This is a genomic window from Kribbella sp. VKM Ac-2569 (assembly GCF_004216905.1).
In the GTDB taxonomy this organism is placed as follows: Bacteria; Actinomycetota; Actinomycetes; order Propionibacteriales; family Kribbellaceae; genus Kribbella.
Map to the genome: position 1 here is coordinate 936234 of NZ_SGXJ01000002.1, position 22254 is coordinate 958487.

The 22254-nt window shown below is 69.3% G+C and carries 24 protein-coding genes; 11 read left to right on the forward strand and 13 right to left on the reverse strand.

Features of this window, described 5'->3' with window-relative positions; genetic code table 11:
* Window positions 1-10 precede the first annotated feature (10 nt).
* Together EV649_RS17605 and EV649_RS17610 are read left to right on the forward strand one after the other, a co-directional pair.
* Entirely contained in the window at window positions 11-1288 is a 1278-nt protein-coding gene (locus EV649_RS17605; protein ID WP_130384519.1) for a VWA domain-containing protein, read from the forward strand.
* Window positions 1285-2019: an FHA domain-containing protein gene (locus tag EV649_RS17610; RefSeq protein ID WP_130384520.1), complete on the forward strand. Its 735-nt coding sequence runs from the start codon at window positions 1285-1287 to the stop codon at window positions 2017-2019. Before EV649_RS17605 ends, EV649_RS17610 begins: the two co-directional genes overlap by 4 nt.
* Here the strand turns inward: EV649_RS17610 and EV649_RS17615 are convergent.
* Together EV649_RS17615 and EV649_RS17620 are read right to left on the reverse strand one after the other, a co-directional pair.
* Window positions 2016-2477, reverse strand: coding sequence for a hypothetical protein (locus EV649_RS17615; protein ID WP_130384521.1), 462 nt, complete (start codon window positions 2475-2477; stop codon window positions 2016-2018). The genes EV649_RS17610 and EV649_RS17615 overlap by 4 nt on opposite strands.
* A gap of 75 nt (window positions 2478-2552) precedes the next feature.
* Complete coding sequence (locus EV649_RS17620; protein WP_130384522.1) at window positions 2553-3485, reverse strand: GNAT family N-acetyltransferase; 933 nt, start codon at window positions 3483-3485, stop codon at window positions 2553-2555.
* A gap of 215 nt (window positions 3486-3700) precedes the next feature.
* Here EV649_RS17620 and EV649_RS17625 point away from each other — a divergent pair, with 215 nt between their 5' ends.
* Window positions 3701-4117 (forward strand): ribonuclease domain-containing protein, encoded by a 417-nt coding sequence (locus tag EV649_RS17625; RefSeq protein ID WP_130384523.1) that lies wholly within the window; start codon window positions 3701-3703, stop codon window positions 4115-4117.
* A gap of 54 nt (window positions 4118-4171) precedes the next feature.
* Entirely contained in the window at window positions 4172-5122 is a 951-nt protein-coding gene (locus EV649_RS17630) for a glycoside hydrolase family 6 protein (protein ID WP_130384524.1), read from the forward strand.
* Between the two features lie 81 nt (window positions 5123-5203).
* On the opposite strand, the gene groL is transcribed toward EV649_RS17630, so the two are convergent.
* Window positions 5204-6829, reverse strand: a complete 1626-nt coding sequence (gene groL / locus EV649_RS17635) for a chaperonin GroEL (RefSeq protein ID WP_130384525.1) — start codon at window positions 6827-6829, stop codon at window positions 5204-5206.
* A gap of 235 nt (window positions 6830-7064) precedes the next feature.
* Here groL and EV649_RS17640 point away from each other — a divergent pair, with 235 nt between their 5' ends.
* Window positions 7065-7625 carry a GNAT family N-acetyltransferase gene (locus tag EV649_RS17640; protein ID WP_130384526.1) on the forward strand — a complete coding sequence of 187 codons (561 nt, stop codon included), beginning with the start codon at window positions 7065-7067 and terminating at the stop codon, window positions 7623-7625.
* Here EV649_RS17640 and EV649_RS17645 read toward each other — a convergent pair.
* The 4 genes from EV649_RS17645 to EV649_RS17660 are packed head-to-tail and all read right to left on the reverse strand — an operon-like array spanning window position 7614 to window position 10146.
* Window positions 7614-7949, reverse strand: a complete 336-nt coding sequence (locus EV649_RS17645; RefSeq protein ID WP_130384527.1) for an MmcQ/YjbR family DNA-binding protein — start codon at window positions 7947-7949, stop codon at window positions 7614-7616. The genes EV649_RS17640 and EV649_RS17645 overlap by 12 nt on opposite strands.
* 35 nt (window positions 7950-7984) lie before the next feature.
* Window positions 7985-8833, reverse strand: coding sequence for a PASTA domain-containing protein (locus EV649_RS17650; RefSeq protein ID WP_130384528.1), 849 nt, complete (start codon window positions 8831-8833; stop codon window positions 7985-7987).
* Window positions 8830-9321, reverse strand: a complete 492-nt coding sequence (locus tag EV649_RS17655) for a SigE family RNA polymerase sigma factor (protein ID WP_130384529.1) — start codon at window positions 9319-9321, stop codon at window positions 8830-8832. The genes EV649_RS17650 and EV649_RS17655 overlap by 4 nt, the downstream gene beginning before the upstream one ends.
* 54 nt (window positions 9322-9375) lie before the next feature.
* A complete protein-coding gene (locus tag EV649_RS17660; protein WP_130384530.1) occupies window positions 9376-10146 on the reverse strand; it encodes a PASTA domain-containing protein in 771 nt (256 codons plus the stop codon).
* A gap of 152 nt (window positions 10147-10298) precedes the next feature.
* On the opposite strand from EV649_RS17660, the gene EV649_RS17665 reads away from it, so the two are divergent.
* Window positions 10299-10640 carry a PspC domain-containing protein gene (locus EV649_RS17665; protein WP_130384531.1) on the forward strand — a complete coding sequence of 114 codons (342 nt, stop codon included), beginning with the start codon at window positions 10299-10301 and terminating at the stop codon, window positions 10638-10640.
* A 95-nt stretch (window positions 10641-10735) separates the two neighbouring features.
* A complete protein-coding gene (locus tag EV649_RS17670; RefSeq protein ID WP_130384532.1) occupies window positions 10736-11995 on the forward strand; it encodes a M48 family metallopeptidase in 1260 nt (419 codons plus the stop codon).
* Between the two features lie 18 nt (window positions 11996-12013).
* Here EV649_RS17670 and EV649_RS17675 read toward each other — a convergent pair whose 3' ends face one another.
* Complete coding sequence (locus tag EV649_RS17675; protein ID WP_130384533.1) at window positions 12014-12979, reverse strand: glycerophosphodiester phosphodiesterase; 966 nt, start codon at window positions 12977-12979, stop codon at window positions 12014-12016.
* Window positions 12980-13128: 149 nt separating this feature from the next.
* Here EV649_RS17675 and EV649_RS17680 point away from each other — a divergent pair, with 149 nt between their 5' ends.
* Entirely contained in the window at window positions 13129-14850 is a 1722-nt protein-coding gene (locus tag EV649_RS17680; RefSeq protein ID WP_130384534.1) for an ABC transporter ATP-binding protein, read from the forward strand.
* Window positions 14847-16583, forward strand: coding sequence for an ABC transporter ATP-binding protein (locus EV649_RS17685; RefSeq protein ID WP_130384535.1), 1737 nt, complete (start codon window positions 14847-14849; stop codon window positions 16581-16583). Before EV649_RS17680 ends, EV649_RS17685 begins: the two co-directional genes overlap by 4 nt.
* 52 nt (window positions 16584-16635) lie before the next feature.
* On the opposite strand, the gene EV649_RS17690 is transcribed toward EV649_RS17685, so the two are convergent.
* Window positions 16636-17178, reverse strand: a complete 543-nt coding sequence (locus tag EV649_RS17690) for an rRNA adenine N-6-methyltransferase family protein (protein ID WP_130384536.1) — start codon at window positions 17176-17178, stop codon at window positions 16636-16638.
* A gap of 61 nt (window positions 17179-17239) precedes the next feature.
* Window positions 17240-18376, reverse strand: coding sequence for a CapA family protein (locus tag EV649_RS17695; RefSeq protein WP_130384537.1), 1137 nt, complete (start codon window positions 18374-18376; stop codon window positions 17240-17242).
* Between the two features lie 98 nt (window positions 18377-18474).
* Between EV649_RS17695 and map the strand changes: the two genes are divergently transcribed.
* Window positions 18475-19242 (forward strand): type I methionyl aminopeptidase, encoded by a 768-nt coding sequence (gene map / locus EV649_RS17700; RefSeq protein WP_130384538.1) that lies wholly within the window; start codon window positions 18475-18477, stop codon window positions 19240-19242.
* Window positions 19243-19348: 106 nt separating this feature from the next.
* The gene (locus EV649_RS17705; protein ID WP_130384539.1) at window positions 19349-19624 is read left to right on the forward strand and encodes a hypothetical protein; all 276 of its coding nucleotides are present in this window, start codon (window positions 19349-19351) and stop codon (window positions 19622-19624) included.
* 9 nt (window positions 19625-19633) lie between these two features.
* Here EV649_RS17705 and EV649_RS17710 read toward each other — a convergent pair whose 3' ends face one another.
* The 3 genes from EV649_RS17710 to EV649_RS17720 form a co-directional block, all read right to left on the reverse strand.
* The gene (locus EV649_RS17710) at window positions 19634-20674 is read right to left on the reverse strand and encodes an Rv2578c family radical SAM protein (RefSeq protein ID WP_130384540.1); all 1041 of its coding nucleotides are present in this window, start codon (window positions 20672-20674) and stop codon (window positions 19634-19636) included.
* Window positions 20675-20699: 25 nt separating this feature from the next.
* A complete protein-coding gene (locus EV649_RS17715; protein ID WP_130384541.1) occupies window positions 20700-21620 on the reverse strand; it encodes an SAM-dependent methyltransferase in 921 nt (306 codons plus the stop codon).
* Between the two features lie 63 nt (window positions 21621-21683).
* Window positions 21684-22247 (reverse strand): DinB family protein, encoded by a 564-nt coding sequence (locus EV649_RS17720; protein ID WP_241998316.1) that lies wholly within the window; start codon window positions 22245-22247, stop codon window positions 21684-21686.
* Window positions 22248-22254: the final 7 nt, after the last annotated feature.

Below are 22254 nucleotides of genomic sequence, written 5' to 3' on the forward strand. Positions count from 1 at the left end.
GTTGACCGAGATGGCCGACTTCACCGCCTCCGTTTACCAGAACGAGTTCCTGCCGGACGGCGGGACCGACGTGCACGCGATCGTCACGGTGAACTGCACCGGTGCCGGCGCCGCTGGGCAGTCCGGCAGCGGCGACGCGGGCGAGATCATCATCGTCGACACCTCCGGCTCGATGGGCCGCGACGGTGTCCAGGCAGCTGCGTACGCCGCGCAGACCGCCCTCGACCAGATCCTCGACGGTGTCTGGTTCGCGGTGATCTCCGGCAACGACCGCGCGCAGCTGGCGTTCCCGCCGTCCGCGGAGCCGGTGATGGTCAAGATGGACCCGTACACCCGGCAGGCCGCCAAGGACGCCGTGTCCCGGTTCTACGCCGACGGCGGGACCGCGATGGGCACGTGGCTGCGGCTGGCGTCGCGGGTGTTCTCCACCGTGCCGTCGCTGACGCAGAAGCACGCCATCCTGCTGACCGACGGCGAGAACCAGCACGAGACGCCGGAGGCGCTGACCCAGACGATCCAGGCGGTGACCGGCCAGTTCCAGTGCGACACCCGCGGTGTCGGCGTGGCCTGGCAGGTGGACGAGGTACGCCGGATCGCGCAGGCCCTGCTCGGTACCGTCGACATCATCCCGGCGCCGGACCAGCTGGCCGCCGAGTTCTCCAAGCTGATCCAGAACGCGATGGGCCGTGGCGTCGCGCAGGCCGATCTGCGCGTCTGGGCGCCGCAGGGTGCCGAGGTGCTGTTCGTCCGGCAGGTTGCGCCGACAGTCGAGGACCTGACGTCCCGGCGTACGTCGATCAACCCGTTGACGGGCTCGTACCCGACTGGGTCGTGGGGTGACGAGTCCCGCGACTACCACGTGGCGATCCGGCTGGCCGCGAAGGCGGTCGGGCAGGAGCAGCTCGCCGCCCGCGTGCAGCTGGTGCTGGGTAACGACACCGTCGCGCAAGGCCTGGTGAAGGCGCTGTGGTCCTCGGACGAGGCGCTCACCACCCGGATCAACCCGGAGGTCGCGCACTACACCGGACAGACCGAGCTGGCGCAGGCGATCCAGGACGGTCTGGCCGCGAAGGCGGTCGGCGACACGGCCACGGCGACCACCAAGCTCGGTCGCGCGGTGCAGCTGGCCGCTCAGACCGGCAACGAAGAGGCGACGACGCGGCTGCGGAAGGTTGTCGAGATCGACGACCAGGATACGGGTACGGTGCGGCTGAAGCGGACGGTCGAGAAAGCCGATGAGATGGCTCTCGACACGGCCTCCACCAAGACCACCCGGGTGCGGAAATGACCGTGAACTGTCCCAGCGGACACCCCTCCACCTCCACCGACTACTGCGACGTCTGCGGTCTCCCGATGGGGGAGGCCGCGGCCAGCACACCGGAGGCAGCGCCTGCGCCTGACGCGGCGGCTGCCCCTCCGGCTGCCCCTGCTGGGCAGGCGTGTCCGAACTGTTCGGAGGCGGCCGCCCCCGACGCGTTGTTCTGCGAGAGCTGCGGCTACGACTTCACCACCGGCACCATGCCGCGGCCGGCCTCGTCGCTCGACCTGTCCTCCGGTCCGGCTCCGGCGACGCCACCGGCGACCCCGTCGGCACCGGCCGCGCTGGCCGAGTGGGTCGTCGAGCGCTGGGTCGACCCAGACTGGTACGCCGTACAGCAGAGTGACGACCCGTGTCCGTCGCCGGGACTGCCGACCGTGATCCCGCTGACCGAGAAGAGCCTGCTGATCGGCCGGCCGTCCCGTAGCCGCGGTATCTCGCCGGAGATCGACTGTGGCGACGACACCGGCGTCAGCCGCCGGCAGGCCCAGCTGACCACCGACGGCCAGCGCTGGTGGGTGGAGGACCTGCAGTCCTCCAACGGCACGTACGTCGCCTCTGCCGCCGGACCGCTCCCCGAGACCCCGATCATCCCGGGCCAGCGCCAGGAGCTGCATCCGGACGACCGCGTGTACGTCGGCGCCTGGACCCGCCTCGTGGTCCGCAAGGCAACCCCGGAAGAGCAGGCCGGGCAGGCCTAGGCCGCTGCGCCGGGTTGGGCCGGTTCGGTCCAGCCCGGCAACGGGTTGAAGCACAGCCACTCGATCACGGCCGAACCGAGCACGATCGGGAGCGCCCACGCCCACCACTGGTGCGGCAGGGAGACGACCGCGATCGCGGTCCACAGCGCTATCCAGCCACCGCCGTACCCACGCAGGACGCCGCGGTACCAGAGCCCGCCTGGCGCCTCGGCCGCGCGCTGGCCGATGTACACGAACAGGTACGACGCGATCGTGATCGGCCAGAAGTACCAGAGCCGACCCCAGTCGTACGGGACCATCACCAGCGCGGTCAGGCAGACCAGCGCGAGCGCCCAGTGATAGACCTCGCCGGCCCAGTTCAGCCCGCGGCGGCGCAGCGTGAGCACGATCGCCAACGGGCCGAACACGACCGCGAGGACACCGGCCAAGACATGCAGGATCAGAGCGATGTCGCGCATCGCCCCGCTCCCCCGAAACTCTCTGACATGTCAGGGAGCATAGGGATTCGGGGCGCGCGCGTCTCTACCTCGCGCTCAGTTACTCGGGAAGGCCAGCACCCGACGGACTGCGAACTTCCGGTACCCCTGGCGCTCGAAACTCTTCGCCATCGGGACGTTGCCGAAGTCCGTGTCGGCCCGGATGTCTTCGGCGCCGGTCTCCGCGAGCTGGTGCGTGATCTCGGCCAGCAGGTCGTCGCTCAGCCCGCGCCCGCGGTGCTCCGGCACGACCCCGAGGTACCCGACGACCGGCCCGCCCGCGTTCGCCGACGGGATCTCGAACCCGACCAGCTCGCCGTCACCGTCGTACGCGAGCCGCCACCAGTCGCGGTCACCGGGCATCGACTTGTAGATCGCCAGCTCTTCACGCGCCGCACCCTCGGCGCCGAGTCGCGCGATCTCCCGCGCGGTCCCGGAGTCCAGGCTGCCCTGGCTGACCCGCACGAACACGTCGACGAACGCCTCATCGTCGGCCGGCTCGAACTTCAGCCGGGTGGACCGCTCCGGCAGCCCGTACTCCGGCTTCCACTCGTAGCGCAGTCGGTCGGTGATCCCGGTCATCCCGACCGCGGCTGCCGCCTCGCTCCGGGCCTGCAGCGCGGTGACGACGTCCGGCTTGTCCTGCCAGTCGGCGTCCAGGAAGAAGTGGTACTCCGGCGGCTCGGCGTCGGCCGGACGGGACGCGACGGCGTACGTCAGCAGCTCGGTCCACACGGGGACCGGGTCGCCTTCACCGGCGTAGTAGAGGCCGTCGATGCTGAACGGGTGGGTCTCGCCCGGGACGCCCCACCAGATCGAGAGGGCCTGGATCGTGCCGTTCTCCTCGACGACCCAGGTCCAGTCGTGCTTGTAGTAGCCGCGGGCAACGTAATCGCGGTACCGCTCGACGGTGACGGTGTTCACGGACTTCTGCTCGATCAGAGCAAGGATGGTGTCGAGGTCTGCCTCGACGGTGTTGCGGATGGTCACAGATCCTCCAGCAGGAGGCGCGCTAGTCCGCTCAGTGCGAGCTGTGCGAGCGGATCGGGCACGCCGGGAAACAAGTCAGTGTGTTCATCGGTGGCTCCTTCCGCTCCGGGATCTCTCTCGCCGGGCCAGACTTTAGGGGTACGGCGGGGTCATAGTCCAGCTGTTATTCACAGCTGGGATGTACCGGCGTCGTTCCGGGCGGGAAGCCTCCGGGCATGAGAACCCTCATCGCCGCCGTGACCCTGGCTGCCACCGCAGCCCTGGGCCCCACGGCCTACGCCGCCCCAGCTCCCGCCCCGACCACCACCGTCACGTCCGTCGTCACCGCGCCGGCCGCGATCGACACCTGCGCACTCAGCTCGCTGCCTCCTGAGGCGTCGGACACCCTCGACCTCGTCCACTCCGGCGGACCGTTCCCGTACGACCAGGACGGCACCGTCTTCTCCAACCGGGAGGGCATCCTCCCGGACGAGTCGAGCGGGTACTACCACGAGTACACCGTGATCACACCCGGCTCACCCGACCGCGGCGCGCGCCGGCTGGTCGGCGGCGGCGCGATGACCACACCCGAACACGTCTACTACACCGGCGACCACTACGCCTCGTTCTGCGAGGTCGACGAGAACAGCTGAGCTGCCGAAGAGTAATGTCGTCGGCACGTTGAGTGATCAGGAGGATCCTTCACGATGCCGACTTCGCGTCCGGTAGTTGCCTTCCTTTTGCTGACCGCCGCGCTGCTCGTCTTCGGCCGGCCCGAGTCCGGGCTGGCCGAAGCGACCGGCGACCCGTTGAAGCTCACCACCGGGATCTACGTCGACCCGGCCTCGCCCGCGGCTGCTTATGTACGGCGGCATCCGGAGGACACCGAGCTCGCGTCGAAGATCGCCGCGCAGGCGTCGGCGCGGTGGGTCGGCGCCTGGAGCGGGGACGTGAAGGCAGGCGTCACGGCGTACACGACGGCAGCGGACACGGCGGGCAAGCTGCCGGTGCTGGTGACGGACAATCTCCCGGGCCGGCAGTGCGGGATCGGTGGCGGGGCCGCGTCGGATGCGGCGTACCGGACGTGGATCGCGGCGGTGTCGGCCGGGATCGGGACTCGGCCGGCGGTGGTGGTTCTCGAGCCGGACGCGCTGGCGCGGCTCGACTGCTACCCGACGTCGGAGTGGGACGGGCGGATCGCGCTGCTCAAGTACGCCGTGGGGGTGTTCGCGGCGAAGAACCCGAACACGTGGACGTACCTCGACGCGGGGAACGTGACGTCCGGTGACGCGAAGGAGATGGCGCGCCGGCTGCGGCTCGTGGATATCGGCAAGATCCGCGGGTTCGTCCTGAACACCGCGAACTACTTCACCACCGAGCAGTCGGTCACCCGCGGCACCGAGATCCTGCAGGCCCTCGGCGGCGGCAGCCACTACGTCATCGACACCAGCCGCAACGGCAACGGTTCCGACGGCAGCTCGTGCAACCCACCCGCCCGCAAACTCGGCACTCCCCCGGCGCGGACCCCCGCCCCCGTGGACCTCCACCTCTGGCTCCGCACACCAGGCGAATCCGACGGCCCCTGCGGCCTGACCCCGGACCTCCCCGTGCGCACGTTCTCCCCGATCCTGGCCCACCACCTGATCACCGGCACCTGAGCCCGCTCTGACAAACGCAGAAGGTCCCGGGCCGGGGCCCGGGACCTTCTGGTGTACTGCGTGTGCTGTCGGACTACTGGATCAGAAGTCCATGCCGCCCATGTCGGGCGCGCCGCCCGGAGCGGCTGCTGCCTTCTCCGGCTTGTCGGCGATGACGGCCTCGGTGGTGAGGAACAGGGCCGCGATGGACGCCGCGTTCTGCAGCGCCGAGCGCGTCACCTTGGCCGGGTCGATGATGCCGGTCTTGATCAGGTCCATGTACTCACCGGTCGCGGCGTTGAGGCCCCAGCCCGGCTCGAGGTTGCGAACCTTCTCCACCACGACGCCGCCCTCGAGGCCGGCGTTCACGGCGATCTGCTTCAGCGGCGCCTCGACGGCCTTGCGGACGATCTCCGCACCGGTCGCCTCGTCACCCTCGAGGTCCAGCTTCTCGAACGCGATCACCGACGCCTGCAGCAGCGCCACGCCGCCACCGGCGACGATGCCCTCCTCGACGGCCGCCTTCGCGTTGCGAACGGCGTCCTCGATGCGGTGCTTGCGCTCCTTCAGCTCGACCTCGGTGGCCGCGCCGACCTTGATCACCGCAACGCCACCGGCCAGCTTGGCCAGCCGCTCCTGCAGCTTCTCGCGGTCGTAGTCGGAGTCCGACTTCTCGATCTCGGCGCGGATCTGGTTCACCCGGCCGGTGATCTGGTCCGCGTCGCCCGAGCCCTCGACGATGGTCGTCTCGTCCTTGGTGACGACGATCTTGCGGGCCTGGCCGAGCAGCTCCAGGTCGACGGTGTCGAGCTTGAGGCCGACCTCCTCGGAGATCACCTCGCCGCCGGTGAGGACGGCGATGTCGACCAGCATGGCCTTGCGGCGGTCACCGAAGCCCGGCGCCTTGACGGCGACGGCCTTGAAGGTGCCCTTGATCTTGTTGACGACCAGGGTCGCCAGGGCTTCGCCCTCGACGTCCTCGGCGATGATCGCGAGCGGCTTGCCGGTCTGCATGACCTTCTCCAGCACCGGGACCAGGTCCTTGATGCTGCCGATCTTGCTGTTCACGACCAGGATGTACGGGTCGTCGAGGACGGCCTCCATCCGGTCCGTGTCGGTCACGAAGTACGGCGAGATGTAGCCCTTGTCGAAGCGCATACCCTCGGTGAGCTCGAGCTCGAGGCCGAAGGTGTTGCTCTCCTCGACGGTGATGACACCTTCCTTGCCGACCTTGTCCATCGCCTCGGCGATGATCGAGCCGACCTGGGTGTCCGCGGCCGAGATGGACGCGGTCGCCGCGATCTGCTCGCGGGTCTCGACCGGCTTGGCCAGCGCCAGCAGCTGCTCGCTGACGGCCTCGGTCGCCTTCTCGATGCCCTTCTTCAGGCCCATCGGGTTGGCGCCGGCGGCGACGTTGCGCAGCCCCTCGCGGACGAGGGCCTGAGCCAGCACGGTGGCGGTGGTCGTACCGTCACCAGCGACGTCGTCGGTCTTCTTGGCAACTTCCTTGACGAGCTCGGCCCCGATCTTCTCGTACGGGTCCTCGAGCTCGATCTCCTTGGCGATGGAGACGCCGTCGTTCGTGATCGTGGGGGCGCCCCACTTCTTCTCCAGAACGACGTTGCGGCCCTTCGGGCCGAGCGTCACCTTGACGGCGTCGGCGAGGATGTTCATTCCCCGCTCGAGGCCGCGGCGCGCCTCTTCATCGAAAGCAATCAGCTTGGGCATTCTCCGCGAGTCCTCCCGCGTCGAGTCTTTGTGGTCCAGCCGGCCCGATGCCCGCGACGGACGGCACCGGCCCGCGACGCTCATGTCCCGCCGCGCTCCAGCACCTCATCGAAGCCGTCTTTGTTGCACACTCCACCGGGCGCGAACACTTATCACTCTCACCCATGGAGTGCTAACCAAGTATTAGCACTCGACCCAACCGAGTGCAAGCCAGCCCCCGGGCTACGGTGCTCCTATGGTGCACGTACGCCCGGCCGGACCGGATTCCTGGCCCGACGTCGCGACCGTCATGGGCGAGCGCGGCGACCCGTCCCGCTGCTTCTGCCAGTACTTCCGTCTCCGCGGCAAGGCGTGGTCCGGCAGCAGCCCGGAGAACAACCGCGAGGCTCTTAGGAGTCAGGTCTGCGACGGCGAGCGACCGCCCGGCGTTCTCGCGTACGACGGGAGCGCTCCGGTCGGCTGGTGCGCTGTCGGACCGCGTACGTCGTACCCGCGGGTGCTCGCCTCGCCCAACTGGCGCGCGGACCACCCTGACGGCTGGGTGATCACCTGCTTCGTCGTACCGGTCGACCACCGCCGACAGGGCGTCGCCGGGGAACTCGTCCACGGCGCCGTCGACCTGGCCGGCTCGTACGGCGCCCCCACCGTCGAGGCCTGCGCGGTGGATACCGCGGCGGCCGGCCGCATTCCGTCCGCCGACCTGTACCGCGGCCCCCTGTCGATCTACCTCGACGCCGGCTTCACCGAAATCAGCCGCACCAGCCCGCAGTGGGTCCTGGTGCGCTCAGCTGCCTAGTTGGGCGATCAGGTACTTCGGGGCGGTGAGGCGCCAGGCTTCTGTGACCAGTTCGCGGAGCTCGTCCTCGTCGGCGAGGTCCACCTGGATCAGGATCCAGGCGAAGCGGCCGCCCTCCCAGGACGGCGTGTAGACGTCCGGGTTCTCCGCGACGAGGGCCTCCTGCTCCTCGCGGAGCGCCTTGAGGTGCAGCCGGGTCTGGTCCTCGGACAGGTACGCGAAGCTCTTGTTGCGGACCTTGAAGACCGGCTGCCCCGCCCACCCCTCCTGCTCCTCGGTGCCCGGCAACCCCGCCATCACCTTCACCACCGCCTGCACATCCATACCGGGCACGCTAGGCGGCCCCACCGACACTTTCCTCAGCCCGCAACCGTCACCGTCACGGTCGAGCCGACGGGCAGCAGCGTCCCGACAGCGGGCGAGACGCCCAGAATCGTGCCGTCCGGGTAGCTGGGCGATTTCACCCGCTTGTACTGCACCTCGAGTCCCGCGGCCGCCAGCAACGGCGCGTAGCTGCGTGCGAGCGGCCCCGTCGGCGCGCCGCCGAGAGACGAGTAGCTGGGGACGCCGGACCGGTCCCGCACGATCTGGATCCGGTCGAGGATCCGATCGACCTCCTCGGGGCTCGTGGACGACTCCGCGTAGAACCACACCTTGAGCGACGGAATGCCTACGGCACCGATGCACACCCTGGTGCCCTGCCAGCCGCCCGTGCACCTCGTTCGCTGACGCTCGGCCTGCACTCCGTCGATCAGGACCGTCTCGTCGGCGCGGTAGGCGAGGCTCGGCGGCACACCGGTCAGCTGCACGCTCTCGACACCCTTCGGCCGGTTCGACTGACAGAGGTGCACTGCGCTGGGATCGTCGATCTGAACGGTGTCCTGTTGCGGCGTGCCGCAGCTGCTCTTGTTGGTCGGCCAGGCGGCCGGGATGGCAATGGCTGCGTGGCCGAAGCCGACCAGGCGCATCGCCGGCGGTGGCGGGACTGGGGTCGGTGAGGTGACCGGAGCGGTCTGCGTACGCGAGGTCAGCAGGTTCGAGCCGGCGATCACAGCACCCACAGCTACCACGGTCACCGCGGTGACTCCCGCCGTACGACGTCTGCGTCGGCGGGCGGCTCCGGCTCGGACGGCAGCCAGTGGCGGTGGGCCGACCGGGGTGTGGTCGGCGGTGTCTTCCAGCAACTCGGTCAGCTTGTTCTCGATCATCGGGGTTCTCGCAGTTCTGCCAGGTGTGGGTCCTGTGCCAGGGCCTTCACCGCTCGGGACAGTCGGCTCTTGACCGTGCCGGCGGCGACGCCCAGTACGGACGCCATCTGCTGCTCGCTCAGGTGCGCGTAGTACCGCAGTACGACGGCTGTGCGCTGGTCGCCCGGCAAGCGGTCGAGTGCGCGCATCACGGCGTCCGTGTCGTCGACACCTGCCATCTGGTCACCACCCGGAGACTCCGGGAGGGACGCGGACGGCAGCTCACCGTGCCAGCGACGTCTGCGGGAGGAGCAGAAGCAGTTGACCAGTACGCGGTGCACGTACGCGTCACGGTCCTCCGCTACCCGTACCCGGTTCCACTTGAGCAGGCAGCGCTCCAGCGCGGACTGGACGAGATCCTCGGCTTCGGACGGCGTACAGCCGAGCAGAACCGCGGAGCGGACCAGCGTGGGCCAGCGCGCGGTGACGTACTCGGTGAACTCGTCCATACCCCTCCTCACCCTTAGAGACAGGGTGGTGGGTGGCAAAGGTTCCGACCAGTTCTACTTGATCACTGTCAAGGTGACCGTGTCTCCGGGACGGAGCAGGGTCCCGGGAGACGGCGAGATGCTGACAACACGCCCCGGCTTGTAGACGAGCGACGTCCTGGTGCGGAACTCGGCCCTGAGACCCAGTTGCTGGAGGAGCTTCGCGTACGCCGTACCGCTCCGGCTCTCGTCCAACGACCGGAAGCTCGGTACGCCGACCTGGTTGCGCACGATCGCGATCCGGGCGAGGATCCGGTCCACCTCGTCGGCACTCGTGGACGACGAGGCTCGGAACCAGACCTGCAACGTCGGGAGGCCCACCCCGCCCCAGCAGACGCCGTCGCTCGCACAGGTGGTCCGCCGACGCTCGGCCCGGACTCCGTCGACCGTGAAGGTCTCGTCGACCTGGAAACCGACCGGCGGCGCGGCGGCGAGCTCCACGCTGTCGACGTCGGGAGGGCGCGGCAGATCGCAGTACGACACCGCTCCCGGGTCGTCGATGAGCACGGTGTCCCGGCGCGGCGTGCCGCAGCGGCTGACGTCCGTGCCCCAGACCTTCGGCACCGCGATCGCGCCGTGGCCGAAGCCGACCAGCCGCATCGGTACCGGGTCCGGCTCAGGGCCGGGCAGGGGGCCTGTCCCTGACCCGCCGGGCGCTGTCAGCACGTTGGTCACACCGATCACAGCCACGACGGTTGCCGCTGCCGCTGCGGTGACCAGACGGTCGCGGAGACGACGAGGCGTACCTGCGCCGCCTGTGCGGTCGAGGAGCTTCGGTTCGTTCATCGCGTCCCTCGCACTTCGTCGGCACCTCCAGTCTGAGGGCTACCGGCGCGGGCAGCCACCTGATGCCCCACGAAAGTCGTCAGGGGTCGCTCAGGGGTCGGTCGGTACCGATCCTGATGTGCCGTGGGGTGCGGAAACGGGACAGTAGAGCCATGACGAACTCCAACGCACCGTTCCAGAACCTGTCCGGCAAGGTCCTCCGTCGTTCCGCCAACCAGCGGATGCTCTCCGGCGTGTCCGGCGGCATCGCCGACTACCTGAACGTCGACGTGACCCTGGTCCGCCTCGGCTGGGTCGGCGCCACGCTGATCACCGGCGGCGCCGCACTGATCGGCTACGCGGTCGCCTGGATCGTGATCCCCGAGTCCGACGGCAAGGCGGTCTGGCAGAACGTCCAGCAGTCGGTCAACCAGGACCAGAACCAGGACACGACCGAGAACGACATCGCCTCCCGCCTCTACGACGACACCAACAACAAGCCCCCGGCAGCGTGATCCCCACTGCGCCCCACCGCGGCGCAGCTCCCCCGGACCCAGCGGCGGGGTGACGACAACTCGCCACCCCGCCGCCGCACTGCAACACTTCCGTCGTGCAGCGCGCCGAAGAGATCACCAACTGCCCCGAATGCGGGCACCAGATCCGGATCGACCCTCGGCACGTCACCTGGTGTGACAAGTGCGACTGGAACGTCGACCCGACTCCTCGCGAGGACCACACTCCACCGTGGCGTCTCCGGCTGGAGCACCGCCTCGCCGAGTCGCTCTACCGGGAACTGGAGACCGGGAGCGTCCACCGCCCTGGCTGGGACGCGGCCAGGATCGGCGCGCACGTATTGTCCGCTCTGATCCTGCTGCTGCCGCTGATCGCGTTCCTGGCCGGCGTCGCTCTGCTCGTCTTCTATCGACCACTCTGGCTCAGCGGGATGCTCGCGCTGCTTGCCTTCGGGGTGGCGTTTCTCTTCCACCCACGCGCCGCGCAACTGCCGGACGACGTGCAACTGGTGCCACGCGACCAGGCACCCACCCTGTATGCCGTACTCGACGAGCTGGCCGACGCCATCGGCACGAGGCGGGTGACGACCGTCGTCATCAGCACAGAGGCGAACGTCTGGTACCAGCAGATCGGGTGGCGGTTTCGACCGGTGGTCGGCATCGGGCTGCCGCTCTGGGCGGGTCTACGACCGCAGGAGCGGATCGCCATCCTGGCGCACGAGTTGGGTCATGGCCGGCACGGCGATGCCAGGAGCAGCTGGCTGGTCGGCGCCGCCTGGTCGGTTCTGTATGAACTGAAGGAGACCTTCACCGAGCAGCACGGCGACCGGATCAGGCGTGAGCTCGGCTACGGCGAACCGACCGGTGCGACTTTGATCAGCCGGATGCTCAACGCGAGTATCGGCGTCCTGGTGCGTGGGATCGCCTGGCTGCTGGAGCGCCTGGAACTGCGAGGCAACCAGCGGGCGGAGTACCTCGCCGATCGCAAAGCCGGCGAGATGGCCGGCTCCGAGGCGACCGCACACGCGTTGGAACGGCTGGTCCTCGCCGGGGCGTCGTACCGAGCGCTGGAGCGAGCCCTCCGCTTCCCGACCGGCATCGACCCGCTGGAGGCGGTCCGGCGGGAGGTGACCGAGGTCCCGGCGCGGGAGATCGAGCGCCGGCTGCGAGTCAGTCGCCTCCGCGAGGCCCGGACCGACGCGACGCACCCGCCGACGTACCTGCGAACCAGGCTCATCCGCACCCGCCCCGCCACGACAGCCCGCCTCGTCCTGGGAATCGACCGTAGCCGCACGATCGACCAGGAACTCCACCCGACAGCCACGAAGGCACTGGCCGAACTACGCGCAGGGCTCTAACTCGACCCAAGCGGCTTGCTAGACGTTTAGGGCTGGTTTGTGGAGGGCGGCGACTGCTTGGTCTGGGTGGTCGGCGAAGATGCCCTGGAGGCCCAGGGCGGCGAAGCGGGCCAGTTCGGTGGGGAAGTCGGTCCCGGTGGGTAGGAAGCGGCGCTCGGCGCGGAACGTCCAGACCTGGACCCCCAGGCCGGCGCGGTGGGCGTGGTCGACCAGGCGGGTGGGTTCCCCGAGACAGCCGTCCACGCTGCGCGGCAGGACCAGGTTCTTGGACGGCGCCAGCACCTGCGCGTACGTCGCGATCTCCCGGAGCCCCCGAGGCTCGATCAGGTCGGCGTACGTGCGCCCGTCACCGGTCCGCAGGAAATCGTTCGGCGCGCTCTCGGAGTCGATCAGCTGCACCAGCGGCACCCGCGTCATCACCGACAGCCGTCGCAGGCTCGTCGGCTCGAACGACTGGATCATGATCTCGTCCGGACGCAGCCGGAGCGCCAGGATCCGCTCAGTGAGCAGCTCCTCCAGCGGCAGGCCGAGCCGCCGGAAGTACGTCGGGTGCTTGATCTCCGGCACCACCCCGATCGGCCGTCCCAGCCGCGCCGACTCCCGGCGCGCCAGCGCGACCACCTCGTCGAAGGTGGGGATCTCCTCCAGCCCGTCGTACGCCGTGTTGCCCGCCCGGAGCGCGGGCATCCGCTCCCGGGCCCGCAGCGTCCGCAGCTCGGCGAACGTGAAGTCCTCGACGAACCAGCCGGTGACCGCGGTCCCGTCGACGATCTTGGTGATCCTCCGGTCGGCGAACACCGGGTGCTCCGCGACGTCCGTCGTACCGGAGATCTCGTTCTCGTGCCGGCAGACCAGGACGCCGTCGAGGGTGGCGACCAGGTCGGGTTCCAGGTAGTCGGCGCCCTGGGCCGCGGCCAGCCGGTAGGCCGCCGGTGTGTGTTCCGGGCGGTAGCCACTCGCTCCCCGATGCGCGATCACGAACATGGATCCAGGACAGGGGCCGGACATGACCCGGTGGGAACCCGTCGCCCAACGCAAGGTGAAGGTCTACCGACCGTCACCGTCACCGCGTGTGCTTGGCCCGGGTTAATTCGCATGCGGCTGTCGGGGGCGGCACCTAGCCTGAGAAGGCTATGAGACAACTGCCGCTCGCCGATCCTGGCGTCCCGAATCATCGCTCGCCGGCCCGCTACCTGTGGTGGGTCGCGGGCGGTCAGACACGCACGCTGGCCGGCGGGATGGTGTTCGGCATCCTGTGGCTGTCCGCGCAGGCCTTCGTCCCGGCGATCCTCGGGCGGGCGATCGACGAGGGCATCGCGGCGCGCGACGGCGAGCGGCTGCTGCGCTGGACGGCGCTGCTGTTCGCGGTCGGCATGGTGCAGGCGTCGGCGGGCATCATGCGGCACCGGTTCGCGGTCACCAACTGGCTGACCGCGGCGTACCGGACGGTCCAGGTGGTGACGCGGAAATCGGCCGACCTCGGCGCGACGCTGCCCAAGCAACTGGCCACCGGCGAGGTGGTCAGCGTCGGCGCGGGCGACCTCGCGTACATCGGGAACCTGATGGAGGTCACGGCCCGGTTCGCCGGCGCGATCGTCGCTTTCGTGGTGGTCGCGGTGATCCTGCTCTCGTCGTCGACCGTGCTCGGCCTCGTCGTGCTCATCGGCGTACCGGTGATGGTGTTCTGCCTGGGTCCGATGCTGCGGCCACTGCACAAGCGGCAGTCCGCGCAGCGCGACGCCGTCGGCGAGCTGAACTCGCTGGGCTCGGACATCGTGGCCGGGCTGCGGGTGCTGCGCGGCATCGGCGGCGAGGAGTCGTTCTCGCGACGTTACCGGAGCGAATCGCAGCAGGTGCGGAAGGCCGGCGTGCGGGTGGCCGGCATCCAATCAGTGCTGGACGCGGCGCAGGTCCTGTTGCCTGGCATCTTCGTCGTGCTGGTGGTCGGCCTGGGTGCGCACTTCGCCCTGCGCGGTGACCTCAGTGCCGGCTCGCTGGTCGCGTTCTACGGCTATGCGACGTTCCTGGTCATGCCACTGCGTACGGCGACCGAGTTCGCCAACCAGCTGATGCGTGGGCTGGTCGCAGCAGGCAGGGTCATCCGGGTGCTGAAGCTGGAGACCGACATCACCGACCCGGAGACACCGGTGCGGCTGCCGGACCACGGCGACCTGGTCGATCCGGTCTCGGGCGTCCGCGCCCGCGACGGACTGCTCACCGCGGTCGTCTCCGCGGAGCCGGACAGCAACGACAAGCTCGCAGACCGCCTGGGTCGGTACGACGACGCCAGCGAGGTCAGGTACGGCGGTGTGACGCTGGCCAGTGCTACGCGGGCAGACATCCGGGAGCGGATCCTGGTGAGTGACACGGGCTCCCAACTGTTCACCGGTCTGTTGCGCACGGAGCTGGACCCATCAGGTCGCCGTACTGACGAAGAACTGATGGCCGCGCTGCGTACGGCGTCCGCCGAGGACGTGCTCGTCGCGCTGCCGGACGGGCTCGACTCCGAGGTCGAGGAGAAGGGCCGCTCCTTCTCCGGTGGACAGCGCCAGCGACTGGTCCTCGTCCGCGCGCTGCTCGCCGACCCGTCCGTGCTGGTCCTGGTCGAGCCGACCTCGGCCGTGGATGCGCACACCGAGGCGCGGATCGCGGACCGGCTGCGCGACCACCGGTCCGGCCGCAGCACCGTCGTACTGACTGCGAGCCCGCTGCTGCTGGATCGCGTCGACGAGGTGATCTTCGTCGCCGCCGGCCGCGTCGTTGCCACCGGCAAGCACCGCGAGCTGCTCGAGAGCACACCGCAGTACCGCACGACCGTCACCCGCCAGTCCGAAGAAGAGGAGGCCCTCCGATGAGGCAGATCCTGCCCGTGGCCGGGCCGGCCGAGATTCGGCGGCATGCCCGGCGACTGGCCCGGCGGCACCCGCGCAGTCTGACGATCGCGCTGGTGCTGCACGGGCTCGCGGCGGTCAGCGGGCTCGCGGCGCCACGGCTGATCGGCAATCTGGTGGAGGGCGTTCAGAACGGCACGACCGCCGCCAAGGTCAACCTGGTGATCATCGTGATCGCCGGGTTCATCGTCGCGCAGTCGCTGCTGACCCGTTGGGCGCGGTACCGGTCGTTCGCGCTGGGCGAGCAGGTGCTGGCCGAGCTGCGTGAGGAGTTCGTCGACAACGCGCTCGCGCTGCCGATCGGCACGGTCGAGCGGGCCGGCACCGGCGACCTGCTGTCGCGGACGTCGCGGGACGTCGACACACTGTCCCGGACCGTGCGATTCGCCGTACCCGAGACGATCATCGCGTTCGTGACCGTGATCTTCACCGTGGTCGCCACGCTGCTGGTCGGCGTCTGGGTGCTGGTGCCGATGGTCGCGATGGTCCCGCTGCTCTGGCTGAGCACGAAGTGGTACCTGCGCCGCGCCAAGGACGGGTACCTCCGCGAGAACGCGGCGTACGCGCAGATGACCAGCTCGCTCGCGGAGACGGTCGAAGGCGCGCGGACGGTCGAGGCCTTGCGCCGGTACGACGATCGCGTACGGCGCGGTGACGCGGACATCCGCGGAAGCTATTTGGCCGAGCGCTACACGCTGTTCCTGCGCACCATGTACTTCCCGGCCGCCGAGCTCGGGTACTTCGTGCCGCTCGTGGTAACGCTGCTGTTCGGCGGCTGGATGCACCTCAACGGTCACGCCTCGCTCGGCGCCGTGACAGCCGCCGTGCTGTACGTGAACCAGCTGCTCGATCCAGTCGACCGGTTGCTGTCCTGGCTGGACGAGCTCCAGTCCGGCGGTGCCGCGTTCGCGCGACTGCTCGGGATCAGCGACGTACCTGACGACCGCACGCCCTCGGGGCGCGAGCCGGACAGCGAACTGGTCGAAGCGCGTGACGTGAGGTTCTCGTACGTCGAGGGCCGCGACGTACTGCACGGCATCGACCTGACGATCCAGCCGGGCGAGCGGATCGCGATGGTCGGGCCGTCCGGTGCGGGCAAGTCGACGCTGGGGCGGTTGGTCGCGGGCATCCATCCGCCGCGGACCGGTTCGGTGACGGTCGGCGGTGTGGGGATGACGGAGCTGCCGCTGGACGAGCTGCGCAAGCAGGTCGCGCTGGTCACGCAGGAGCACCACGTCTTCGTCGGAACGCTACGGGACAACCTCTCGATGGCGCGTCCGTCCGCAACGGACGCGGAGCTGCTCGACGCACTCGGCGCGGTGGACGCACGAGAGTGGGCCGTGGCGCTGCCGGACGGGCTCGACACCCGTGTCGGTTCCGGACAGCTGGCGTTGACACCGGCGCAGGCGCAGCAGTTGGCGCTGGCGCGACTGGTGCTGGCCGACCCGCACACGCTGGTGCTCGACGAGGCGACCTCGCTGATCGACCCGCGGGCCGCGCGGCACATGGAGCGCTCGCTGGCCGCCGTACTGGAAGGCAGGACGGTCATCGCGATCGCCCACCGTCTCTACACCGCCCACGACGCCGACCGCGTCGCAGTGGTGGAGGACGGCCGCATATCGGAGCTGGGCAGTCACGACGAACTGGTCGCCCGCCAAGGTTCGTACGCCGCCTTGTGGAACTCCTGGCACGGCTGACAGCAAACCACCTACGAGGTCACCTCTGACCTCGTAGGGGGTTGCGCTCCCTCTAGCGTTTGCGCAGTACCAGGACTGCTGAGTCGACATGCGGCGGTGGGGTAAAGGCCTTGCGGGGAAGGCGAAGTCCGAGCGACGGGTCGTAGTGGCGGAACCACCGGTTCGCCCCGGGCGCGTCACCGCGAACCCACCGATTCGCCAGCTGCCGCTGCAGCACCAGATCCGCCGACACCAGACGTGAACCCGGCGACAGCAAGCGCTTCAGCAACAGCGTGGAGATGTTGTACGGCGGACTCGACACCACCCGGAACGGCCGCGACGGCAGTCGCAGATCACCGGCATCGGCCCGGACGACCGTCACCGGCGCGTCCGCGAACCGCCGGCGCAACCGATCGGCACGACCGGGATGGAGTTCGACAGCGACCACCCGGGCGCCGGCCCGGACCAGCGGCGCGGTCAGCGCGCCGAGTCCGGCCCCGACGTCGAGGACGAGCTCGCCGGGTTTGATCCCGGCCGCGTCCACAACCCGTTGGGCCCAACGACTATCGAGCGGATGCCATCCCCAGGCACCCCTCGCCTGCCCGGAGGCGGGCACGACGGACCATCACGAAGTACGTAATCATGAGCCCGACCCTAGACCGCCGCGATGCCTTGACTCAAAGCATTTTCGGCGTCGCGCCCAGTGCCGTCACAGTTTCCGTCGTACGGCGCTGCGCCAGCTCGAGGCGACTACGCCGGGCTGTGTCTTTCGCGAGCTCCCGGCGAACATCCAGGACTCGTACCGGCAGGTCGTCGGTCATCAAGAGCGGCGCGTACTCGGCCGCCGTCGTCCAGCGGTCGCCGCTGCGGGTGAACGTGAAGCGGGCCAGCAGACCTTCGGCCTTGGTGCTGTTCGGTTCGCGATGCGCGGCGACCAGGTTGCCGAGTCCGTACGCGACCCACTTGCCGTCGATCTCCTCCATCGGTTGCACGACGTGCGCGTGATGGCCGATCACCAGATCGATGTTGCTGTCGGCAAGCAACTGCGGGCCGACCTCGCGCTGCTGGTCGTTGAGCTTGTTCGAGTACTCCGTGCCCCAGTGGCAGCTGACCAGCACGAGGTCGGCGCCGCGGTCACGAGCCTCCTGGGCCTTCAGCTTGATGGCCTTCGCGCTGATCGTGCCGGCCCGCCAGGTCTCGCCGTTCGGGTACGGCAACCCGTTGAACCCGAAGGTGAAACTGAGCGACGCGACCTTCACTCCGCCGACGTCGACGATCGTGATCTGCTCGGCCTCGGCCCGCGATCGCGCCGTACCGGCATGCTTCAGCCCGACCTTGTCGAGCGTGTCGAGGGTCCGGTCGATGCCGGCCGCGCCGCCGTCGAAGCTGTGGTTGCTCGCGGTCGTGCAGAGGTCGTAGCCGGTCTGCTTGAGCGCCGTGGCGATCTGCGGCGGACCCTGGAAGAGCGGGTAGCCGTGGTACGGGCCGCCTTCACGTGCCAGCGGTGTTTCCAGGTGCGCGATCGCGAGATCCGCCTTCTGGACAAGGGGTTTCACGCTGCTCATCAGTGGCGCGAAGTCCCACCGGCCGTTGTCGCCGTCGCGTTTCGCGGTGGTCCAGAGGCGTTCGTGGAGCAGTACGTCGCCGGTCGCGACGACCGTGACCTGGTCGGCTTGCTTGCTCTGTTTCGGTTCAGCCGTCTTCGGAGGCTGATCACCTGTGTTCGCGTACGTGTCCGCGATGCATCCACTGGTCGCCATCGCCGCGGCTCCAGCGAGCATTCCCCCGAGCACCGCGCGTCGTCGTACCGTCATTTCCCGCCCCCAGACCCTAGTTGTCGTTGAAGACGCTGCGCAGGGCCTGTTAGTTGGGGGTGTGGTAGAAGTGCCGGTATAACTATCCCGGAGGAATCATGGTCGAGTTGAAGACGCCGGCGCAGATCGAGCAGATGCGCGCGGCCGGGCGGGTCGTCGGCACGGCGCTCGCAACGGTGAAGAAGGAGGCCGCGGTCGGCGTCTCCTTGCGTGAACTCGACGAGGTGGCCCGCGACGTACTGCGTTCCGCCGGGGCGGTGTCGTTGTTCGACGGGTACCAGCCCGGGTTCGCGACGTCGCCGTTCAGCGGTGTGATCTGTACGTCGGTGAACGACGCCGTACTGCACGGGCTGCCGTCCGACCAGCGTCTGGCCGACGGAGACCTGCTCAACGTGGACTGCGGTGCCTCCATCGACGGGTGGTGCGCGGACTCGGCGATCAGCTTCTGCGTCGGTACGCCGCGAGCCGAGGACCTGGAGTTGATCGCGACGACCGAAGAGGCCCTTGCCGCGGGGATCGCGGCCGCTGTCGAGGGCAACCGGATCGGCGACATCGGCGCCGCCATCGGCGAGGTCGGGGACCGGGCCGGCGTCGGCACCAACCTGGACTTCGGCGGCCACGGCGTCGGCCGCCGTATGCACGAGGAGCCGCACATCCCCAACGGCGGCCGGCCCGGCCGGGGCCTCAAACTCCGCGCCGGCCATGTCTTCGCGATCGAGCCCTGGTTCTGGTCCGGCCCCGGATCCACCTACAGCATCGACGAAGACGGCTGGACCCTCCGCTCCGCCGACCGAACCCGCGGCGCCCACGCCGAACACACCGTAGCCATCACCCCCGAAGGCCCCCAGATCCTCACCGTCCCCTGAGAATTACCGGCCGATACCGCTGTGATACCGCCGTGCGAGACAACAGAGTGTGGGGAGGCACGGGTCAAACAGCTGTACGACGTCCTGCCGGCGCGCCGTCGTCGCGATGGCGGGCACAGCGGGCGTCTGCATCTCGCTCGGGGCCACTGCCGGCGCCGCGTCCGCGAACTTCCTGCCAGGTCCGGCCCCGGCCCTGATGTGGATGGACGCCACGACTGGGGCTGGGCCACCGAACTATCCGGAGTACGAGCCTGGCTACGGGACGGATCCGGACGCTTCAGACGGCGCAGCACTCCAGTGGTTGCCGGCCGGCGCAGCCGCCGCCATCGGGGTTGCCAGTGGCGTCCTCTGGCTTCACCGCCGCCACCTCGCCGTCAACTGACGCGTGGATTCAGAAGAGGCGTTCTTGGGTCGATGGCTTCGGGCCCAGAGTCTCGACTGTGCCGCTGTGCATGCCGTCGATCGGCTCGGAGCGGTGGCGCGACCGCCGGCCGAAGCCGTGCTTGTCGAGCAGCGGGCGGGCCTTTTCCTCGAAGGCCTTGCGGTAGCTCGGGGAAGCGTAGGAGCCGTGGGCGTACAGGGACTCGTAGCGGCCGACCAGGTTGGGGTGGTCATGGGCCAGCCATTGCATGAACCAGTCCTTCACACCCGGGCGTAGATGGAGGACCAGTGGCGTGACGCCGGTGGCGCCGGCCTCGGACAGCTGCGCGAGCAGCTGGTCCAACTGGTCGGTGGAGTCGGTGAGCCAGGGCAGGACCGGGGCCACCATGACGCTGCAGGGCAGGCCGGCGTCGCGGATCGCGCGGATCAGGTCGAGGCGGCCGCGGACCGACGGTACGCCGGGCTCCAGGCGGCGTCGCAATTCCTCGTCGCCCAGGGCCAGGGAGACGGCGATGCCTACGGAGACCTCGGCGGACGCCGCGGACAGCAGACCGAGGTCACGCCGGAGCAAGGTCCCCTTGGTGAGGACGGACAGCGGCGTGCCCGACGAAGCGAGGGCATCGATGATGCCGGGCATCAGGCGGTAGCGGCCCTCGGCGCGCTGGTACGGGTCCGTGTTGGTGCCCAGGGCAACTGGTTCGCGGGACCACGACGGACGGGCGAGCTCCCGGCGCAGGACGTCGGCCACGTTCGTCTTCACGACGATCTGCCGATCGAAGTCCAGTCCGGTGTCGAGCTCGAGGTACTTGTGTGTGGGCCGGGCGAAGCAGTACCGGCAGGCGTGCGAACACCCGCGGTACGGATTGACGGTCCAGTTGAACGGCAGCGCCGTACCGGGCACGGAGTTCAGCGCCGACCGCGCCAGCACCTCGTGGAACGTGATCCCCTGGAACTCCGGCGTCGTCACCGACCGGACCAGCCCCGCGATCAACCCGAGCCCCGGCAACGTCCCCGGCGTCTCGGCATCAATCCGCTGACCAGCCCACCTCATGCCTTACATTCAAACACATGTTCCCTTAGCCGTCACGGGTGTCGAGGATGCCGCTGACGTAGAGCAGGCCGCCCATGCGCAATTCATCGGCCTCGAGGGGCAGGAGGTCGTTGGCGGCGAGCAGGTCCCGGGTGCTGGCCAGGGCCAGCGTCCAGCCGCGATCTGCGAGGTAGGGAGCCGCTTCGTTGCGCTCGCCGAAATAGCGCAGCCGTGCGTGGTCGAGGTCGAAGCCGCGCGCACGCCAGAGTTCGGAGATGCGATCGAGGCCTGCCTTCGTCCTGCGCTCGTCGCCCGGCCGTGGGTTGGGCCTGCTCTCGGTCGCCACGCGGCTTCCCGGTGCGCTGAGCTCGGTGATGGTGTCCAGCAGGCGGTCCTGCGCCTCGGGCGGCAGGTATCCCAGCAGGCCTTCGGCACACCATGCGGTCGGCCGGGCCGCGTCGAATCCGGCCGCGCGAAGTGCGGCAGGCCAGTCCTCGCGCAGATCGACCGCGACCGCCCTACGGTCAGCGGTGGGTGCAGCGCCCAACTCGGCAAGTGTTCGGGTCTTGAACTCGATGACGTCGGGCTGGTCGAGCTCGAACACCACAGTCCCGGACGGCCAGGGCAGTCGGTACGCGCGGGAATCCAGCCCCGACGCCAGGATCACGGCCTGCGTGACGCCTGCGTTCGTCGCTTCGAGGAAGAAGTCGTCGTAGAACTTGCCCCGCACCTTGGCTCCGTCGATCGTGACCCGATCGACCAACTCGCCGGGAGGCTCTTCACCGGACGCCAGCCGGGCGAGGAGGTCGACACCGACCGCTCGGACGAGCAGTTCGGCGAACGGGTCGTCGATGAGCCGAGGGCCCGCGCGGGTCGCGATCGCCCGGGCCGTCGCAGCCAGGGTGGCGGTCGCGCCGACACTCGATACCAGGTCCCAGGTGTCTCGGTCGTGCCTGGTGGAGTTCATGTTCCGCCTTCCGCGAGGGTTCGGAACAACACCTTTGCACCCGTCGCCGACAACCCAGGAGCGTCAGCCGGCGGCGCGGGCGGCCTCCTCGACGCGTTCGCGGTAGTTCGCCCACCAGGCGGCGTCCTGCTCGGGGAGGTTCGAGTTGGTCGGACTCATGCCGGCCGCGCCGTCCAGTTGTTCGCGGAGGATGTCGGCGTGGCCGGCGTGCCGGTTGGTTTCGGCGAGTACGTGGACGAGGATGCCGTGCAGCGTCACCGACGGCTTGCGCCACCACGGCACCTCACCCAGCGCGTCCAGGTCGAGCGCCTCGATCGTCGCGTCAGCGTGCGCACACGCCCGCTGATACCGGTCGACGATCTCGGCGCGCGTCTCGTCCGCGGTCGCCCACATCTCGACGTTCGGCTCGGCGTCGTCGTCCCACCACGGCAACTCCTCGGCGAACGGCCGGTCGAAGGTCTTCCCGAAGTACCAGGCCTCGACGATCGACAGGTGCTTGACCAGGCCGAGGAGGTTGGTCCCGCTGGGCGTCAGCGGCCGGCGGATGTCGTACTCGCCGAGCCCGTCGAGCTTCCAGACCATCGACTCGCGGGCCGTACGGAGGTAGTCGTGCAAGGTTTCTTTCACAACCGCG